Genomic DNA, 17,452 nt, shown 5'->3' on the forward strand with positions numbered 1-17,452 from the left:
TATAGACTATAATTTTCTAGGTGGTCCACCAGCAAGAATCTCTTCTGACGCTTGCTCTTCAAACTTTTTGAAGTTATTGATGAAAAACTGCCTCAATTTCTCAGCAGTTTCATAATAACCTTTATCATTATTCCAAGATTTACGTGGACTTAAAACTTCTGTAGGAACATTAGGACAGGTTCTAGGTTGTGCAACACCGAACATAGAGTGTATGTGGTAACCACCATCCTCATTTGCTTTTTCCAAAGAACCATCTAAAGCAGCGGTTATCATGGCACGTGTATATTTTAACTTCATACGACTACCTACACCATAAGGTCCACCAGTCCATCCTGTGTTTACTAACCATACTTTAACACCGTTTTCTTTCATCTTTCTGCTTAGCATTTCTGCATAAGTAGTAGGATGTAAAGGCATGAAAGGAGCACCAAAACAGGCTGAAAAACTAGGAACAGGCTCTGTAACACCAGCTTCAGTACCAGCAACCTTTGCCGTATAACCGCTTATAAAATGATAAGCTGCCTGACCAGGAGTTAATTTTGAAATAGGAGGAAGTACGCCAAAAGCATCTGCAGTAAGAAAGAAAATGTTCTTTGGGTTTTTACCTTTTGATGGCACTTTAATATTTTCTATATGATGAATAGGATAACTGACACGTGTATTTTGTGTTATGGATGTGTCTGCAAAATCAACACTTTTATCTTCATTAAAGACTACGTTTTCTAAAATTGCTCCTGGTTTAATAGCATTAAAGATCTCTGGCTCGCCTTCTGGATCTAAGTTGATCACCTTTGCATAACAACCGCCTTCAAAATTAAAAACTTCGTTATTTGCAGTCCATCCATGCTCATCATCACCTATAAGTGCGCGATCTGGATCTGTAGAAAGAGTCGTCTTACCAGTACCACTTAAACCAAAGAAAATAGCTGTATTACCGTCTTTACCCTCATTTGCACTACAGTGCATAGGAAGTGTATTCTTATATACTGGAAGTATAAAGTTTAAAGCACTGAATATTCCCTTTTTGATCTCTCCAGTATAACCAGTTCCACCTATAAGAGCAATTTTTCTAGAAAAGTTTAAAATAGCAAAATTATGCTGCCTTGTTCCATCCTGATCTGGTACTGCCATAAAACCTGGTGCATTAATAACAGTCCATTCTACATCAAAACCTACCAACTCTTGTTCAGTAGGTCTAATGAACATATTATGAGCGAACATATTAGACCATGGATATTCATTGATGACTCTCAATTTAAGACGGTAATCTGTATGCGCACAAGCAAAAGCGTCACGTACAAAAAGTTCTTTACCGTCTAGATAAGAAGTCACTTTATCAAGTAATGCATCAAATTTATCTGATTCAAAAGGTAAGTTAATATTTCCCCACCAGACCTTGTCTTCTGTAACCTCATCTTTTACTATAAATCGATCCATAGGAGAACGACCTGTAAATTCACCAGTATGAACGGCTAGCGTGCCATTATCAGTTTCTTTACTGCCATAATTTTCAACAGATTTTTGTTGTAAAATTTCAGGCGAGAGTTGGTAATTGATTTTGGAATTTGTGATTCCCCATTCATTTAACGCAATCGTTTGCGTACTAGAGGTATTTGAACCCATAATAATCCGTTTAGTTAGATTTTGTACAAAAATAGAACTCTTAAATGGGTCTCACTAATTATTCACAGAATTATGTGAAACGAATTTCCACAATACAAAAAACCAACCAACAATGAGGCTTAAACCACCTAATGGCGTGATCGGTCCTAAAAACTTTAGATTAACGTTAAGCCATTTAGAGAGAGAAAGGCCATAAATGCTAAAAGAAAATAAAATTATCCCTATTACAAAAAGATACAACAAAATGTTTTTTGAAGAATCGTTCAAAATACTTACCTGTGAAAAGGCTACTAACGCAATTGCATGAAATAACTGATAACGTACACCTGTTTCAAAACTCTTTAATTGTTGTGGCTCTAATACTTTTTCTAAGGCATGAGCTCCTAAGGCACCAAAAATTACTGCGATAACTGCAAAACTACAACCAGCGATTAACAACTTTTTTTCCATTGTATTTCTATTTTAAATTAAGACTCTTAACTTGCCGTAAAATTACAACAGCTATGCGTCACATCTTAATAATAGGTGCTGGAAAATCTACAGGAGTTTTAGTGGATTACCTTTTAAATAAATCTAATGAACACCAGCTTCAACTTACCATTGCGGACAAAAACTTACAAAGTGCTCAATCCTTAAGTCAAAATCATAAAAATGCTACTGCGATAGAGCTGGATATTTTTGAACCAGAACAGCGTAAAAAACAAATCTCGAGAGCAGATATAGTCATATCTATGTTACCTGCACGATTCCACATACAAGTGGCAAAAGATTGTGTTGCTCTCCATAAAAGTATGGTAACTGCTAGTTATGTTAGTCCAGAAATGGAAGCCCTAGACAGCGAGGTAAAAGAAAAAGGACTAGTATTCATGAATGAAATAGGTGTAGATCCTGGAGTAGATCATATGAGTGCAATGAAAGTCATAGATCATATAACGAATCAAGGAGGTAAACTATTACTTTTTGAATCCTTTACTGGTGGACTAGTCGCCCCAGAAGACGATAATAACCTATGGAATTATAAATTCACATGGAATCCACGCAATGTAGTAACCGCTGGTCAAGGAGGCGCAGCTAAATTTATACAAGAAGGAAAATATAAATACATACCCTACAACCGCCTTTTTAGAAGAACTGAGTTTCTTGAGGTAGAAGGTTACGGTCGCTTTGAAGCTCTTGCAAACCGCAACAGCCTTAAATATAGAGAGGTTTACGGACTGGAAGATGTGCTCACCTTATATAGAGGTACGATGCGACGCATAGGGTTTAGCAAAGCGTGGAATATGTTTGTACAATTAGGCATGACTGACGACACTTATGTAATAGAAGGATCTGAAAATATGACCTATCGTGATTTTGTGAATAGTTTTTTACCTTACTCACCTACAGATAGTGTAGAGTTAAAAATGCGACATGAACTCAAAATCGACCAAGACGATATTATGTGGCTGAAACTAGAAGAACTGGATATATTTAACAACAAAAAGAAAATAGGTATTAAAGATGCTACACCTGCACAAATGCTTCAGGCAATTCTTGAAAACTCCTGGACTTTACAACCTGGTGAAAAAGATATGATTGTTATGTACCACAAATTCGGCTATGAATTAAATGGCGAAAAAAAACAAATAGACAGCACCATGGTTTGTCTAGGCGATGGTAACTTACAAACTGCCATGGCAAAAACCGTAGGGCTACCGGTGGGAATAGCCGCTTTAAAAATACTTAATAGCGAGATCACAGAACCAGGTGTTCAAATTCCAATTACAGCAGCTGTTTACGAGCCTATTCTAAATGAATTAGAAGGTTATGGTATCCGCTTTCGCGAAAGCGAGACTGATTACCTAGGTTATAATAAATTGAGTTTATAATTGAAATTTCTGAAGTAACTCTAAAAAGCCAGTTGTTTATGGAGCAACTGGCTTTTATATTTTATCAAGAAACTTTTATCTTCTTCTTAAAAAGATAGAAATAAAATATAATAAAGTAGCAAGCGACCCTATAGCAGCAACTAAATAAGTGCGTGCTGCCCATTTCAAAGCATCTTTTGCACCTGCGTGCTCTTCTTGAGTCAACATTCTTTCATTTTCTAACCAAGCTAGTGCTCTATTACTCGCATCATATTCTACCGGTAAGGTTACAAACGAAAATAATGTTCCCATACCATACATGATAATACCTACTAGCAATACTGTACTACCCAGTGCAGTACTGGTCGCAAGAGCAATTCCTCCCATAATCACCCATTGTGAATATTTTGAAGCGATGCTTACTATAGGAACTAGACTGGAGCGCATTCCTATCCACGAATAAGCCGTGGCATGTTGCACGGCATGACCTACTTCATGTGCTGCAACTGCAGCAGCCGCAGCATTGCGTTGCGAGTAAACCACCTCACTTAAATTTACCGTTTTATCCTTAGGATTATAATGATCTGTAAGCTGTCCTTTCATAGAGATTACTTTCACGTCTGTAATACCATTATCATCTAACATTTTTTGGGCAATCTCTGCACCACTCATTCCATTTCTTAAACTAAGATTAGAATAATGCTTAAATTTTGATTTAAGTTTATTGCTTACATACATACTCACCAGCATTACTAATCCACCGATGATATAATACCCCATTAAGCCGCCGCCCATCATATTTTTACAATTTAACTATTAAGAAGTTAAAGTTAGGTTTTTCGAAATAAATAAACCTTCATTTTATAAAATCGATAGCCTGTTCAAAATCTAAAAAAGTAAATTGCATAAAACTATGATAAACAGCTAGTGGAAAAACATAAATGCGACATAAGAGATAAAGAGGACCTAACTATTTTAGTTACTCAATTTTACAATAAAGTAAGAGCAGAAAGGACCTTAGGACCTATTTTCAATAAAGCTATTAGAGACTGGCCGGTGCATTTACAACACATCACTAACTTTTGGGAAACCAGTTTGTTTATGGAAAAAAGTTATCAAGGAAATCCAGTGACAGCTCATCAAAAAGTTGATGATCAAGAAAACAACTCGCTTGAAATGGAACACTTTGGCATATGGATCAATCTATGGATGGAGACTGTAAACGAATTATTTGAAGGTAAAATAGCAGATCTAGCTATACAGCGTGCGCGTAATATGGCAAGTCTATTATTTATAAAAATATTTGAGGCTAGATCGCTTTCTTAATTACCTATCAAAAGACCAGTTCATAATATCGGTGCGTAGACCAACATTTAGCCACATGGTGCTTTCACCTCTAACTACTGCATTGTTAAATTGTGGATTCTGACTTCTGTAAATTACTTGACCAAAAACTTTTAATCTACTCGCAGGATTTATGACATATCCAGCTTCTAACTGCCCGAAGAAAAAATTAGAAGTATTTCCTTGTGTGGTCTCATTACCATTATCTGCAATACGATTATCTTCTGTACCATAAATATTACCTCCATAAAAGGCGTTATCTCCGTTCGATAAAACATCATAACCTCTTTCTCCATAAATTGCTTTAGCGATACCATACCAACGATCTTTAGTATAGCGACCTATTATTATAGCTTCATAAAAATTAGCGCCCCAAGGATGCGCTAGTGCTTGATTACTATTACCGTAATTTAAAACAACCGTATTATGAGAATACGTGTAAGGTCTAACTCTATTATATTCTACATGCATCATTAAGTTGGGCACTTTAAACGCATTTTGCCATTTAACACCTAATTGATAAGCACTTTTGTTTTGGTAACTTCCATTACCGCTTACAACAGAACCACCAGAAAACTCATCTAATGTAAGTTGTCCATATCCGGTTATAAAATCGCTAAATTTATATTTTGCTGTAAAACCTAATAAGGCATTTCCACCTCGAGATCCAGTCTGCAACTCTATAGATTGATAAAAAATTACTGGATTTAAATAATTAAAATCAAAGCCTCTTTGATTATCATTTTGCCATAGTACACTTTCAAAAAAACCTAAATTCAATCTTTTGTTTACATTGTAACTTAAGTAGTGATGTACCATATATTTAGTACGAAAAGAATCATCTGCCGTAACTTCTGATCGCACATCTCTTAATGACGTGTAAAGTACCGTATAATCTAATTTCCAAAATTTTGCATTCAATTTAAAGTATGGGAAAGGTTGTGAGTTGTCGCTTAAAACTAAAGAGCGATATCCATCACCTATAAAATGTTGTCCATGACCCAATTGTAAATCAAAGTATTTACTGGGTTTATAATTAATATAACCTGTTGCTACTGGGTAATCAAATACGTTCTCGCCTCCATCTTCTGCTATTCCTCTTCCTGGAACAATTCCAGGGTTTCCACCATCAGGAGCTCGTGAAATAATTTCTCTTTGAAAATAGCCTGGAAATCTACCTTGAGATTCTTGAATACTGCCGCCAAAGGTGATCTGACTGCCTATTCCACCGCTTATGTTTACTAATCTTGTATTGTTATAAGTAGTTACCTCATCATTTAAGTCTCTACCTATCTGTGTGTCAACTCCTGGATCTACAACAAACCAATAATCTTTTCCTGCGACCTCAAAAAAGTGTTCATTATGCCATTTACGACCTAACCAAGTTCTTCTTTCTTTTAAAAGAGATGCTCTCTCAGCCTCTAGATCAAAATACTGATCTACATAATTAAAAGTGTAGGGTTTTACTGCTGTATGAGCATTATTCCCTATACGGTTCATCGCCGCCTCATAACGATGGTATCTTTGGTAGGAAAGTGGGATTATCGCGTCAGATCTAAGCTGGTGTTTATCATATTGATCACTGACTATCGTGTTAAATTCTTCATTCGCTTTCGCGAAGGCGATACTGTCAACAGCATTGTCATTTATTTTCTTGTCCTCAACGACATCTTTGGAATTGCTATAAATTTGAAATGAACCTCTATCCTTCATAGGAACTGGAACATTAAGAACAAACTGCATGAACGTTGGTGTTCCATTAAAGGTAGGCGCTTGAATATTAGGTAAATTTTCAAAAGCTTTTGTCATTTCTGACCGGACCGATGCTCTTAAAGCATCTGCTCTTATGAGAACAAAATCACCTTTACGGTCTATTTCAAATCTAATGGTGACGGATTGATTTGAAACACTATCATTTATTATAGGATGTTGATATGTAGTTTTAAGTTTTGAATAAAGCGTTTTATAAAAACAATCTTCTAATTGTTCATTTACTATATCCTTACACTCCACAAAAATTGGAAAGCTCTCCATATTTGATTGTGCAACTATCAGATTTGAAAACATAATAATGAGGACCGAATATAAAAGTTTCATAGCTTTTCAATAAGTCACAAATATACCTGTTTTAATAAGTGTCCCAAAAAGAGAAAAGCCATGAATAATCATGGCTTTATAAAAGTTCTAAAGATACTAATTCAATTATTTACTTGAAATCTTATAGGTAAGGCATACGTAACGTTTACCGCACTATTATTAATTTTACCAGGAATCATTTCTGGTAATTCTGATATCACCTTATACGCTTCTTTTTCTAAATCTTTATTAGGTGCTTTCACCCTTATATCTTTAGGCAAGCCATCTGTTCCTATAGTAAATTGCACCGCAATTTTAACAACATCTTTTTCTTCCAGAGTGTGACCTATACTTGTATCAAAATTGCGCTGGATAAAGCGAGCCATTTTTTTATTTAAACAATCCACTCGTTCTTCTTTACTCATACTAGAATTGCATCCTGGAAACAAAGGCGCCTCAGTAAGCGCACCCATAAAAGTAGGCTGTGCATTTGGAATAGATTCTTTAAATTCTCCTTTATCAGTCGAGACCGTTTTAAGTGGAGTAGTATTCATAGTTACTGGCTCTACTACGTCTTTATCATTAATTTCTGGCACTTCCGCATCAGTAATAATGGGTGCTTTATTAGGATCTGTTTTTATTACTGTTTTCTTAGGCGGCTCTTGTTTCTTGATGATCTGCTTTGGCTTTTCATTAGGAATTATCTCAAATGGCCCAGTTTTACCAGAGTCTGGCAATAAAGAAACTTTTCGGACAGGTTCATTGATAATCTTTTGAATAGGTGTGGAAAATTCAATAATTAAAAATGCTGCTACTATCGCAGCTATGAGGCCTATTTGAAAATTGATAATAGGGTTTACAGTGGTGTTAACAGACTTCTTATCTGCACGACGAGTGTTTTCTGGTGTTGCAGCACCTTTACTCTCATTGGAATGATTCATAATAAATGGTTTTATGTTATTTCAATGAGAAATCAAGAAGTGTACCAAAAAAAAGTCCCAACCTATTCAGGTTGGGACTTTTATATAAAGGTAATGGAGTTGTTTTAATCCTGTACTTGGAAAATAATAGGTAATGCATAAATTACACCTACTGGCTTACCTCTTTGCATACCAGGTGTCATTACTGGTAATTTATTAATTACTCGAGCGGCTTCACTCTGTAATCTAGGATGCTTTGCTTTAGATTGTATTCCAACAACATTACCTTTAGCATCAATTTTAAATTGAACTGATATTTTTTGTCTTCCTTCTAAACCTAAATCATTTGCTAAACCTGTGTTGAATTCTCTATTCACAAATTTTGTGATTTTCTCACTCATACATTTCTTACGATCTGCATTGTTTTTCTTGTCTTCACAACCTGGATAGATCGGCACGTTTTCAATAATTGCAAATGGTACGTCTGCAATTACTTCTTCACGACCTACTTCTTCAGAAACCTCATCAATCTCTACGATTTCTTCTTGTTCATCAGTTTCAGTATCTTCGATAATTACCTCTTCTATTTCCACTTCATCTTTAACAACTTCAATAATTTCTGGTGCTGGTGGCGGTGGCGGTGGAGGTGGCGGCGTATCAAGCATTTGAGTAATTGGAATTTCTTCTTCTACAAAGAATTCTTCCGGCTCTACAAAGACCTCTTCTGTCTCAACGGTTTTGGACTCATACTCAATCCCTTGCCATGATAGTAATAACATGAACGCTAGTCCCGATAGGGCGTACAGCGTAATATTCTTACGTAAATCTGCTTTTTCTGATTTTTTCACTTCCATTGTAGCGGTATTTAAGAGGTTAAAAATAATCAAATCTTTGTGCTAACAAAAGATTTATTTCATTTTATGTTGTTGTAATAATTTATCCAATATCATTAAAATTATAACTGCAAGAATTATGCCAGCAAAATTTGCTAAAACATCCATAGCATCCATGGTCCTGTTCATTGAGACGTACTCCTGACCTATTTCTATAAGAATCCCTACAATTAATGAAAACACACTTGCTCCTATTGCTATGGTGCGAGACCAGTTAGAAAGAATGGTTTTTAAATTAAAGGAAGAAAAACTTTGTTTGCTTAAAAAGCGAGCATAAAAAAAGACATACCAAGAAATAGTCATAATTAAATATGCAATAGCATGGTACACTTTATCAATGTTATCGATACTTACTGAAGGCACTGCGTTATCCATTAATGATCCGGCTGCAATAACAGCGGTGTACAACGGCGCAAACCAGTACAGTAATTTATTCATTACCCTACGAGCTCTTTATAAGCATCAGCACTTAATAAACTTTCTATTTGAGAAGCGTCAGAGAATTTCATTTTAATCATCCATCCATCTCCATAAGGATCTGTATTAACTAATTCTGGTTCGTCTTCTAATTTTTCATTGAAATCTGTAATTTCTCCAGTAAGCGGTAAAAATAGATCTGAAACCGTTTTTACGGCTTCTACTGTACCAAAAACCTCTTCTTGATCTAAGGTTTCATCAACTGTCTCTACCTCTACATATACGATATCACCTAATTCGCTCTGGGCAAAATCTGTAATTCCTATGATGGCTACATCACCTTCTATTTTGATCCACTCGTGATCTTTGGTATACTTTAATTCTGATGGGATATTCATTGTATTCGTTTTTATCGCCGTAAATTTAAGATAAGTATTTTCAATTATTAAAAACTTAGCTCTTAATTACTGATAATATTTTGATTAATTACCAAATGTATACCTCAATGTAAATCCACTACGTATGGTAGTTTGAGGAAAAGCCGTTGATATAGCAAATTCTGAAAAGGTATGATCATAATAGAATATAGCTGTAAATGCCTGACTTAAATTATAATCTGCTGTGAATTTAAGACCATAAATAGTTTGTCCCGCCGTAGCTTGACTATTATCTAAATCTAAGTATCGAATAATGGTGACATTATCTCTTACCGAGCCATCTAATCTTAGATTTAAATCACTCTTAATAACACGACTTCTACCGCCAAAATTTGTTTTAAATCTCAAGTCTTTAAAGCGATAACCTACACCTAAAATTAATTCTTCACCATTGATTTCGGTTAATAAGTTATTATCAAAACTAAGCGATACCACTCTATCTTTTCTAATCTCTGCAGCAATAGAAAAAGCATTTTTAGTCTCAAAATCCAATTTAATTAAAGGACTAAATTGCTCTGCGAGATTGATATTAAAGTACAAGTTTCTTGATTTAAAATCTCCGTTCTGATTCAGTGCATTTGTTCCTAATTGCTCTTGATAAGTAAGCGCACCATTACCTTCTGCAAAATCTAAGTTCGTCTGGAACTGATTGATGGTATAACTAGAACGGTATCCATGATTGATTGAAAATCTACGGAAACGTTTTTTAAACCATTTCAAATTCATTAACCCAGTATATTTTACTGTCCAGTTAGGTAGTGGTATATCCCTAAAAGCATTAGAATCCTGCTTTTCTACATCTCTACCCTCATAGGCTGCTAAAAAAGCCGGCAATAAAACACGCTGACTATTTCTTGAGAATCCTTCTGGAAAACCATCTGCATCTCTTGTAAATGTATTACCTCCATAAAACTCAGTCGCAAGACGGTTTGCAACAGCAAGTCTATTACTTCTAAACGTGTCAAAGGTAGGTGAACCTTCTATAGTACTTTTTTGAAAAGCAGTACCTATCATTAATGTAGAAATATTGAAATTCCCAAAAGTATTAGGTGTGAGCGATTGATAGGTTAAATCGTCCTGATCCACTCTGAAATTTTCTGAATAAGTTTCTTGATAAGCGCGGTTTCCTAAAATATCAATAGAAAGGTCTTTTAAAAGATCTACTTTAAAATTAAAATCCAGTTGCCTAGTCTCTACCTCGGTATATTGTTGATTAAAATCTTGGAAAAGTGTTAACCATCCACGTTGTGCAGCAAGAGTACGAATCTCTGCCTGACTACCAAACACAAAACCAGTTGTAGGCTTCAATGTACCTACAAAACCTATGTCTGGTGTATAACCTGGTAATAATATACCATTAGTCTCTTGATAATTAATTTGCGCTCTTTTCACAGATGTTACGATACCTATTAAAGTATTGTATGCCTTATTTGCAAAGTTCTTTTTAGGTGTTTTTGATTTATCAGCATCTGCGGTTTCCTCTTTAGAAGCTGGTCGTCTACTTCTAGTTCTTGCATTTGCTCTAGACCTAGCTGCGTTGTTTGCTGTTACTCCGAATTTCTTTTTCTCTAAACCAACATATTTGTAAAGCTTATCTAAATCTAGTGTTCCGTTAATGCGATGCGTATTTGCATTTTGAATCGTATTACCTAGATTAGGAATATTATCCAACTGCGCAAATTGCTGTTGGTTACGAGTCCAATTAAAATTAGATGTGTATGTATAGTTCGCTTTCGCGAAAGCGAGAAAAGGAAACTTATCAAACGGCAATTTATAAGTAAGCTGTAATTGTTGTGAATGACGGTTAGGGATACCTTCATCAAAAAAGTCAGTCCAAATAGTGTAATCTTCATTAATCGAATCGTCATCATTCACAAAACTACGTATCAATCTATCGTTGTTTGCTGATAAATTAACCTGTAAGGACTTTGTTAAATCCCAATTGATCGCATATTGATGATTCATGGTAAAATTACGATTAGTAAGTGGATCTAATGTAATATTTTGAGCATCTGGTTCACCATCACCATCTAGGTCTACAGGATTAGTGTCCAATTGTAAATCACGGAATTTCTGAGTATTGTACTGACGTAATACATTTAATCCTGCTGAAAAATTATTAGGCAACGGATTAAAGTTAATGTCTTTAATAAACTTTAAATATCGATTATCTAACCAGGTAGAATTTTTAAACGGTTCTATTTCCTTTTTTGGAAATGCATAATTATATGTACCACCTACATTTACAGATTGCTCCTGAAAAGCCTCGACTTCAAAATTGCGTTGATCTGTCTGGTTGTACGACCCAGAAAATGTAAAATTCTCAATATCATAAGGCATAGGTTTTGCATCACCTGTACGTTCTTTGCGCACGCCTATTAAATTGACACTTTGCCTTCTTGTAAAATCTTCTGATTGTTGAAGTATATCGTCTCGCTCTGCATCATCAGCTGCATTATCCAATCTCGTTTCTAATTCTATATCTTCAAATTGAGGATCAAATTGGGGTGTAATGGTTTCTTCTCCATAACTATAAGAAAACGGTAATGAAACGCCCCATTTAGGAGGTAATAATTTACCAAGGCTTACATTAGTTGTAATATCATATTGTGTTACATTCTCACGACTTCTTTCTTGCGGTCCTTGTTCAATAGCACCAAAACCGATCGTACTTCTTCTGCCAGTTGCGCTTACACTTGCAAAATCTGCGATATTAGCATCCATATTCATCACAGCTGCATAACCACCTTGATTCTTTAGTCCTGCAAGACGCATTTCATTGAACCATACTTCTCCACATATATTTCCATCGGTAGCATTGCGCACACCTATCATCATGGCTCGGATATCACCAAAATTAGGATTACCTTTTATACCGTATTGTTGTTGATCACCACTAGGTTGATTAGTCAATGTAGGAAAGTTAAGCTCATTTATAGGTAAATTGTTATCAGATAACACTTGGGCTTTTAGATCTTGTAACAATGATAAGTTAATATCAAACTCATTAGCTTGTGGCCAGATTTCTTCTCTTACATCGGTACCAAAGGCCGTAGGTTTTAAAGGAACACGGATTTCATAGAAATTTTGAGTAAAATCAACACCTATTCTTATGAAAGCTTCTAAGTCATCATCGTCTATGGAAATTTCATTCACTAAAGATTCTGCATGAACAAACATTTTAAGAGATTCATATTGTCTCATGTCTATTCTAATGTTCTTGAAAACTCCTCGAGCATCGCCAGGTTCTAGATCACATACTCTTAATGCAAGAGATTGTTCATTCTGTCTTATATTTTGATTTTGTGTTCTCAATTCTTCTCTTTCTACACCTGGAGGCAATCTATAAGGAATAGGTGTTCTCGATTCATTATTTTCAATGTTTACTCCTTCTACTTCAAAAGTTGTAGGATCATCAGAAACGATAGGATCATCTTCATCAAGTGTCGCAGTAAACCTTCTATAATCTCCACGAACTAAATCTAGCGATCCAAAACGAAGAAAAGTATCCACTTCAAAATCAGTCAAATACATTCTCATAAAACGTATGGCTCTAAAATCTGCAATACCACCTATTTCTTCACGATTAGGATCATTTAAGGGTACTCTAAATTGAACCCATCTCGTGTCAATAGTAGATCCATCTGGTAAAGTAGATTGAACTTCCTTGGTGTCAAAAATATACTCACTAGTAGCCACATCCATACCTGGAAAAATAGGAATATCATACTCATAATAGCTATTAATAGTATTCATCGTGTTATCACGGTTGATATCTTCTACATCTGGAAGCGTTGTTGATCCACGATTATCTTGTGTAACAGTGGTGGAAGAATTCCCTTGAGTACCATTATAATTTTTATACCTAGTAGGGATATCACCAGTAGCCGCAGCAAAAAACTCATAATTATCTCCTGAAGGATCTAAAGGATTAAATCCGGGAAATTGTGTTCGCTCTTCGGCATCACTTAATCCATCTAGACCTATATCCTGATTATCTCGTTCTGCACCTTGCGTATCAAATGCATAAACTAGAGACTGACTAGCAGGTACTTTACCATATAAGGTACTTCTTGTAATTGAAGGGTCTGGTAAGCCATCATCAGGCAAACCGTTTTCAAATTGCTTTCTATTATCTCTTAGAATATCTTCTGAGATACTCCCTAGGTTTATAGAAATAGTACCACCGTTGTTAGTTGGATCATATTGAAAAGGATCCATAATCCAGAACTGCACATACTCTACATTAGTTTGTTCAAAATCTGTACTTGAAAACTGACGCATAATCCCACCCCAATTGTCCTGTGGATTAGGAAGAATATCAGTTCCTGCAGCGATTGGATTATAATTGTACTGTCCTCGCTCATTAGGATAATAGGCCATATCAAGTGTATTGATGACTTGTTGTTGACCTTGTTGTAAATCTACATTAGGAAATATTTCATCTACAAAAACACGCCTTGTTCTATAATCAGATACATCTGCAGCAGTTATTCCATCTGGCTGCTGGTTTCCATAAAATATGGGATCTATGGAATACCATGCTAATTTTGCACGATCATAATTATCTTCAAGTGTTAGAGGAGGATTTTGATTTGTTTCCGTATAACCTGGAATAAAATCCACTGGCACACTAGCTAAAGACCAAGAAAAAGGAGTTAAAATATCAATAGAGGTTTGGGAGCCTTCAAAATCATCTACATAAGCTGCTGCCTCTCCACCAAAATTATCTCCTGCTGGAGATCCTGGAAATAAGTAGGCAAATTCTCCTCTCAACGATAAATTAGAAGCAACATCTGTATCTACATTAGGAAGTTTGTTTGCTAATCTTGTTAAAAATGGTACCTCGGTATTGTAGAGAAAATTGATTCCTAAAATAGTATTGTTAATAGGCTCAAATCCATAAGTGGATTTTTGAGTAATAGGACGTTCTTTAAGGTTTAAAAATGTACCTCCTAAAATGAAATCTTCACTAAATTTATGTTCTACGTTTATACCAGTAAATCTTTTTGTTTGTTGATTAAAGGTAGAATTACTTTCTGTAGAAACTTGAATAGGAGTATTAGAATTTAATAACGCCTGATCTAAAATTATCACTCGACCTATTTGATAGTCAACAGTATAATCAATGCCTTCTTGAAGCGTTCTTCCTCCAGCCGTTACTGTTACAGAGCCTCTTGGAACATTAAAACCACCTATAGGAATACCTTCCTGACCAGTAGATTTATATTCACCTTTTATGAGGTATTTATTTTTATCTGCACTTTGCAAGGCTTGAGCTTTTGTAGTGCGGTACATATCTCTAAACACATATTGTGCTTGATTTGCATTGTACGTTGAAGGCTGTGTATAATCTTCGTTTCCAGTTCCAGGCGTATTGTCTAGCTTATCAAATAAATGACTCCCAAACGGTTCTACTGTTGTAAAAATTATTCGTCCATTTTCTGCATCTATAGTAATGCCTGGCACAAAGTCAAAGAAGCCATCTCCTTGCGGTTGTGGATCACCTTGTTGGTTCAATCTATCTAGATTAAATACTCGTATTAATGTGGTTTGATCTACATCATCTGGCAGAGGGATTGCTGGATTGCCTATGGTACCTTCTGCAGCTGTAATATAATTTAACTCAGGCGGATATTGATAAAAAATATTTAACCTAAAATCCTCTTGTGTTAATTGAAATCCACCCAAATTGTAGATGTTTTTCATCATTAAATCCCAAATAGGCTCACTAACATTTGTGAGATTACTTTTTAACAACTTTACCACTAGACTTTGGTTATTAATTGGTGGTTGGTTTGGGTTTGGGTTTTCTATAACTTCTGTTGCGTTAACACCATCATTTGCAAATTCCCCTACTTGAAATACTTGACCACCTACTGTATATTGAAAAGCAACAGCAAGAACCTCGTCATTATTCAAGCGTTGTCTCAAAGAAATGTATCCTAATTTAGGATTTAAAGTATATTCTTGTGGTGTAAGTTTTCGAGCGTTTTCTAGAGTTACATAGTCAAATCCTTCATTAACTTGAGCACTGCCAAAGCCTTGTTGAACAGTTGCAATATCTCGTATTTGACTATTTAAAATAGACTGAGCGCCACCATTAATTCCCTCTGGATTAAAATCATTGTTTGCATTATCTGGAAAACTACCAGCAGGAACATTTAAAAACCCACTTGGCTGTGGATCAAGTCCAATATTAGAAACACCTGTTAGACCTTCTGCCTCACCTATATCCTGTATAGCGACTAGATTACGTACATCTTGTGTTCTGTTACCTCTATTTGTAATCCAAACTTCAGCACGCGTAATTTGAATATTATTATTGATGAAAGGGTAATTTTGTAAAGAAGTATCATAATTATCCCTAAAGTAATGAGATAAGAAATAATGCCTATTCTCATCATAATCAAGTGAGAAAAAGTCAAAATCATTAATCGTAGCGCCTCCAGCTGCTTGTACGGTTCTAGATTCAGATTGTTGTTCTGAAAACACTGCTGTTATTCTAGTTTTACCGAATTGCAACTCTGTCTTGATACCAAATAAGCTTTGTGCACCTCTTATTAATTGCGAGTTAAGCGGCATCGCAACATTACCTACCTCTATACTTTGTAGTATATCGTCTTCAGTAGGTGTATAGTCTAATTTAATTTGATTTTGAAAGTTGAACGTACTTTGGGTGTCATAATTTGCATTCACCTGCAAACGTGTTCCTACTTTACCTACCAAACTTAAGTTGATGCGTTGATTAAAGTCGAAAGTTAAATTTTGTCTGTTTCTGGGAGAAAAACTAGGGTTATCAGATCTATTGAAAAGCAATCCTAAATCTACTTCTACAGATCCTTGAGGGTCGATATCTATCTCTGATCCACCAAAAATAGATACAAATAACGCATCATTCACATAAAAATTAGGCAACAAATCCTTTTGTTTCTCCTTATCCTCTTTAGTTTTACCAGCTATTGCAGCCGCTTTCTCTTTGAAATACTCACGCATTTGTTCTTTAACAACACGATCTAAGTATTGTTCTCGAGTTAGAATAAATGGAAAATCAATATTGTATCCATTGAATGTACTAGAATAAATATAACGATCTAAATTTGCGTCATACTTGTATAAAGTAGTTATACTAGGTGGATTTGGCAAACTTAAATTACCCAAGGTAACTGTCGTTCTGGTGGAATCTTGAGGGGTTTCTGTTGGCTCTTGCGCTTTCGCGAAAGCGAAAACTAAAAAAGTAAAAAGAAAGACTAAAGCCCTTAGGCCATTATTACTATATCTCAAATCCTATAATTGTTTAAGTGCTTGTTTAATAAGCTGTTCTGTGGTAGCATCTGGTTGATTAGAAATAATTTTATCAACTACTTTTTGAGCTTGTTTGCGCATATATCCCAAGGTTTCTAAAGCAGATAACGCTTCTTCCCTGCCAGTATTGCTTGCAACCACTGTTAATTGTGGATTATCTAATACTTGTAAAATTTTGTCTTTTAAATCTAGAATGACACGCTGCGCACCTTTTGCTCCTATTCCTTTGACGCTCTGGATTGTTCTCACGTCCCCAGAAGCTACCGCCTGAGCAATTTGATTAGGGTCAAGACTAGACAACATGGTTCTTGCCGTGTTTGCTCCTATCCCAGAAACAGACAACAAAAGTTTAAAAACCTCACGCTCTGTTTTCTCAGCAAAACCAAATAGACGATGGGCATCTTCTCTAACTAATTGATACGTATATAATTTGATCAACTCACCTTCAGGAATTAATGAATGGGTATGAAGAGAAATTTCCACAAAGTAGCCTACACCTGCGCAATCTATGACTACATCAGTCATATTCTTTTCTACCAGTTTTCCTTGAAGCTGTGCGATCATTATTTTAACATTTATTTAAAACTCAA

The 17,452-nt window shown here is 35.4% G+C and carries 12 protein-coding genes; 2 read left to right on the forward strand and 10 right to left on the reverse strand.

The features are described 5' to 3' along the window. Positions 1-6: 6 nt before the first annotated feature. Positions 7-1,623: a phosphoenolpyruvate carboxykinase (ATP) gene (gene pckA / locus ACTF54_RS01385; RefSeq protein ID WP_347196276.1), complete on the reverse strand. Its 1,617-nt coding sequence runs from the start codon at positions 1,621-1,623 to the stop codon at positions 7-9. A gap of 54 nt (positions 1,624-1,677) precedes the next feature. Further along, positions 1,678-2,073, reverse strand: coding sequence for a DUF423 domain-containing protein (locus ACTF54_RS01390; protein ID WP_347196277.1), 396 nt, complete (start codon positions 2,071-2,073; stop codon positions 1,678-1,680). 53 nt (positions 2,074-2,126) lie between these two features. Between ACTF54_RS01390 and ACTF54_RS01395 the strand changes: the two genes are divergently transcribed. Further along, positions 2,127-3,491 carry a saccharopine dehydrogenase family protein gene (locus ACTF54_RS01395; RefSeq protein WP_438968561.1) on the forward strand — a complete coding sequence of 455 codons (1,365 nt, stop codon included), beginning with the start codon at positions 2,127-2,129 and terminating at the stop codon, positions 3,489-3,491. Positions 3,492-3,566: 75 nt separating this feature from the next. Here the strand turns inward: ACTF54_RS01395 and ACTF54_RS01400 are convergent, their stop codons facing one another. Beyond that, positions 3,567-4,265: a zinc metallopeptidase gene (locus tag ACTF54_RS01400; protein ID WP_347196317.1), complete on the reverse strand. Its 699-nt coding sequence runs from the start codon at positions 4,263-4,265 to the stop codon at positions 3,567-3,569. Positions 4,266-4,397: 132 nt separating this feature from the next. Here ACTF54_RS01400 and ACTF54_RS01405 point away from each other — a divergent pair, with 132 nt between their 5' ends. Further along, a complete protein-coding gene (locus ACTF54_RS01405) occupies positions 4,398-4,796 on the forward strand; it encodes a group III truncated hemoglobin (RefSeq protein WP_438968562.1) in 399 nt (132 codons plus the stop codon). On the opposite strand, the gene ACTF54_RS01410 is transcribed toward ACTF54_RS01405, so the two are convergent. The 7 genes from ACTF54_RS01410 to ruvA form a co-directional block, all read right to left on the reverse strand. Next, a complete protein-coding gene (locus ACTF54_RS01410) occupies positions 4,797-6,911 on the reverse strand; it encodes a hypothetical protein (RefSeq protein ID WP_347196280.1) in 2,115 nt (704 codons plus the stop codon). Positions 6,912-7,012: 101 nt separating this feature from the next. Beyond that, entirely contained in the window at positions 7,013-7,831 is an 819-nt protein-coding gene (locus ACTF54_RS01415; protein WP_347196281.1) for an energy transducer TonB, read from the reverse strand. Between the two features lie 104 nt (positions 7,832-7,935). After that, positions 7,936-8,664 carry an energy transducer TonB gene (locus tag ACTF54_RS01420; protein ID WP_347196282.1) on the reverse strand — a complete coding sequence of 243 codons (729 nt, stop codon included), beginning with the start codon at positions 8,662-8,664 and terminating at the stop codon, positions 7,936-7,938. Positions 8,665-8,718: 54 nt separating this feature from the next. After that, complete coding sequence (locus tag ACTF54_RS01425) at positions 8,719-9,141, reverse strand: hypothetical protein (protein ID WP_347196283.1); 423 nt, start codon at positions 9,139-9,141, stop codon at positions 8,719-8,721. Next, entirely contained in the window at positions 9,141-9,518 is a 378-nt protein-coding gene (gene gcvH, locus ACTF54_RS01430) for a glycine cleavage system protein GcvH (RefSeq protein ID WP_347196284.1), read from the reverse strand. The genes ACTF54_RS01425 and gcvH overlap by 1 nt, the downstream gene beginning before the upstream one ends. Before the next feature lie 84 nt (positions 9,519-9,602). Then, positions 9,603-16,841 (reverse strand): cell surface protein SprA, encoded by a 7,239-nt coding sequence (sprA, locus tag ACTF54_RS01435; protein WP_438968563.1) that lies wholly within the window; start codon positions 16,839-16,841, stop codon positions 9,603-9,605. A gap of 3 nt (positions 16,842-16,844) precedes the next feature. After that, complete coding sequence (ruvA, locus tag ACTF54_RS01440; protein ID WP_347196286.1) at positions 16,845-17,426, reverse strand: Holliday junction branch migration protein RuvA; 582 nt, start codon at positions 17,424-17,426, stop codon at positions 16,845-16,847. Positions 17,427-17,452: the final 26 nt, after the last annotated feature.

Source organism: Nonlabens sp., from assembly GCF_965657255.1.
GTDB lineage: Bacteria > Bacteroidota > Bacteroidia > Flavobacteriales > Flavobacteriaceae > Nonlabens.

Bases quoted from the DNA above. Each gene is read 5' to 3' on its own strand.
- pckA (WP_347196276.1), bottom strand. From the start codon at position 1,623: ATGGGTTCAAATACCTCTAGTACGCAAACGATTGCGTTAAATGAATGG.
- ACTF54_RS01390 (WP_347196277.1), bottom strand. From the start codon at position 2,073: ATGGAAAAAAAGTTGTTAATCGCTGGTTGTAGTTTTGCAGTTATCGCA.
- ACTF54_RS01395 (WP_438968561.1), top strand. From the start codon at position 2,127: ATGCGTCACATCTTAATAATAGGTGCTGGAAAATCTACAGGAGTTTTA.
- ACTF54_RS01400 (WP_347196317.1), bottom strand. From the start codon at position 4,265: ATGGGCGGCGGCTTAATGGGGTATTATATCATCGGTGGATTAGTAATG.
- ACTF54_RS01410 (WP_347196280.1), bottom strand. From the start codon at position 6,911: ATGAAACTTTTATATTCGGTCCTCATTATTATGTTTTCAAATCTGATA.
- ACTF54_RS01415 (WP_347196281.1), bottom strand. From the start codon at position 7,831: ATGAATCATTCCAATGAGAGTAAAGGTGCTGCAACACCAGAAAACACT.
- ACTF54_RS01420 (WP_347196282.1), bottom strand. From the start codon at position 8,664: ATGGAAGTGAAAAAATCAGAAAAAGCAGATTTACGTAAGAATATTACG.
- ACTF54_RS01425 (WP_347196283.1), bottom strand. From the start codon at position 9,141: ATGAATAAATTACTGTACTGGTTTGCGCCGTTGTACACCGCTGTTATT.
- gcvH (WP_347196284.1), bottom strand. From the start codon at position 9,518: ATGAATATCCCATCAGAATTAAAGTATACCAAAGATCACGAGTGGATC.
- ruvA (WP_347196286.1), bottom strand. From the start codon at position 17,426: ATGATCGCACAGCTTCAAGGAAAACTGGTAGAAAAGAATATGACTGAT.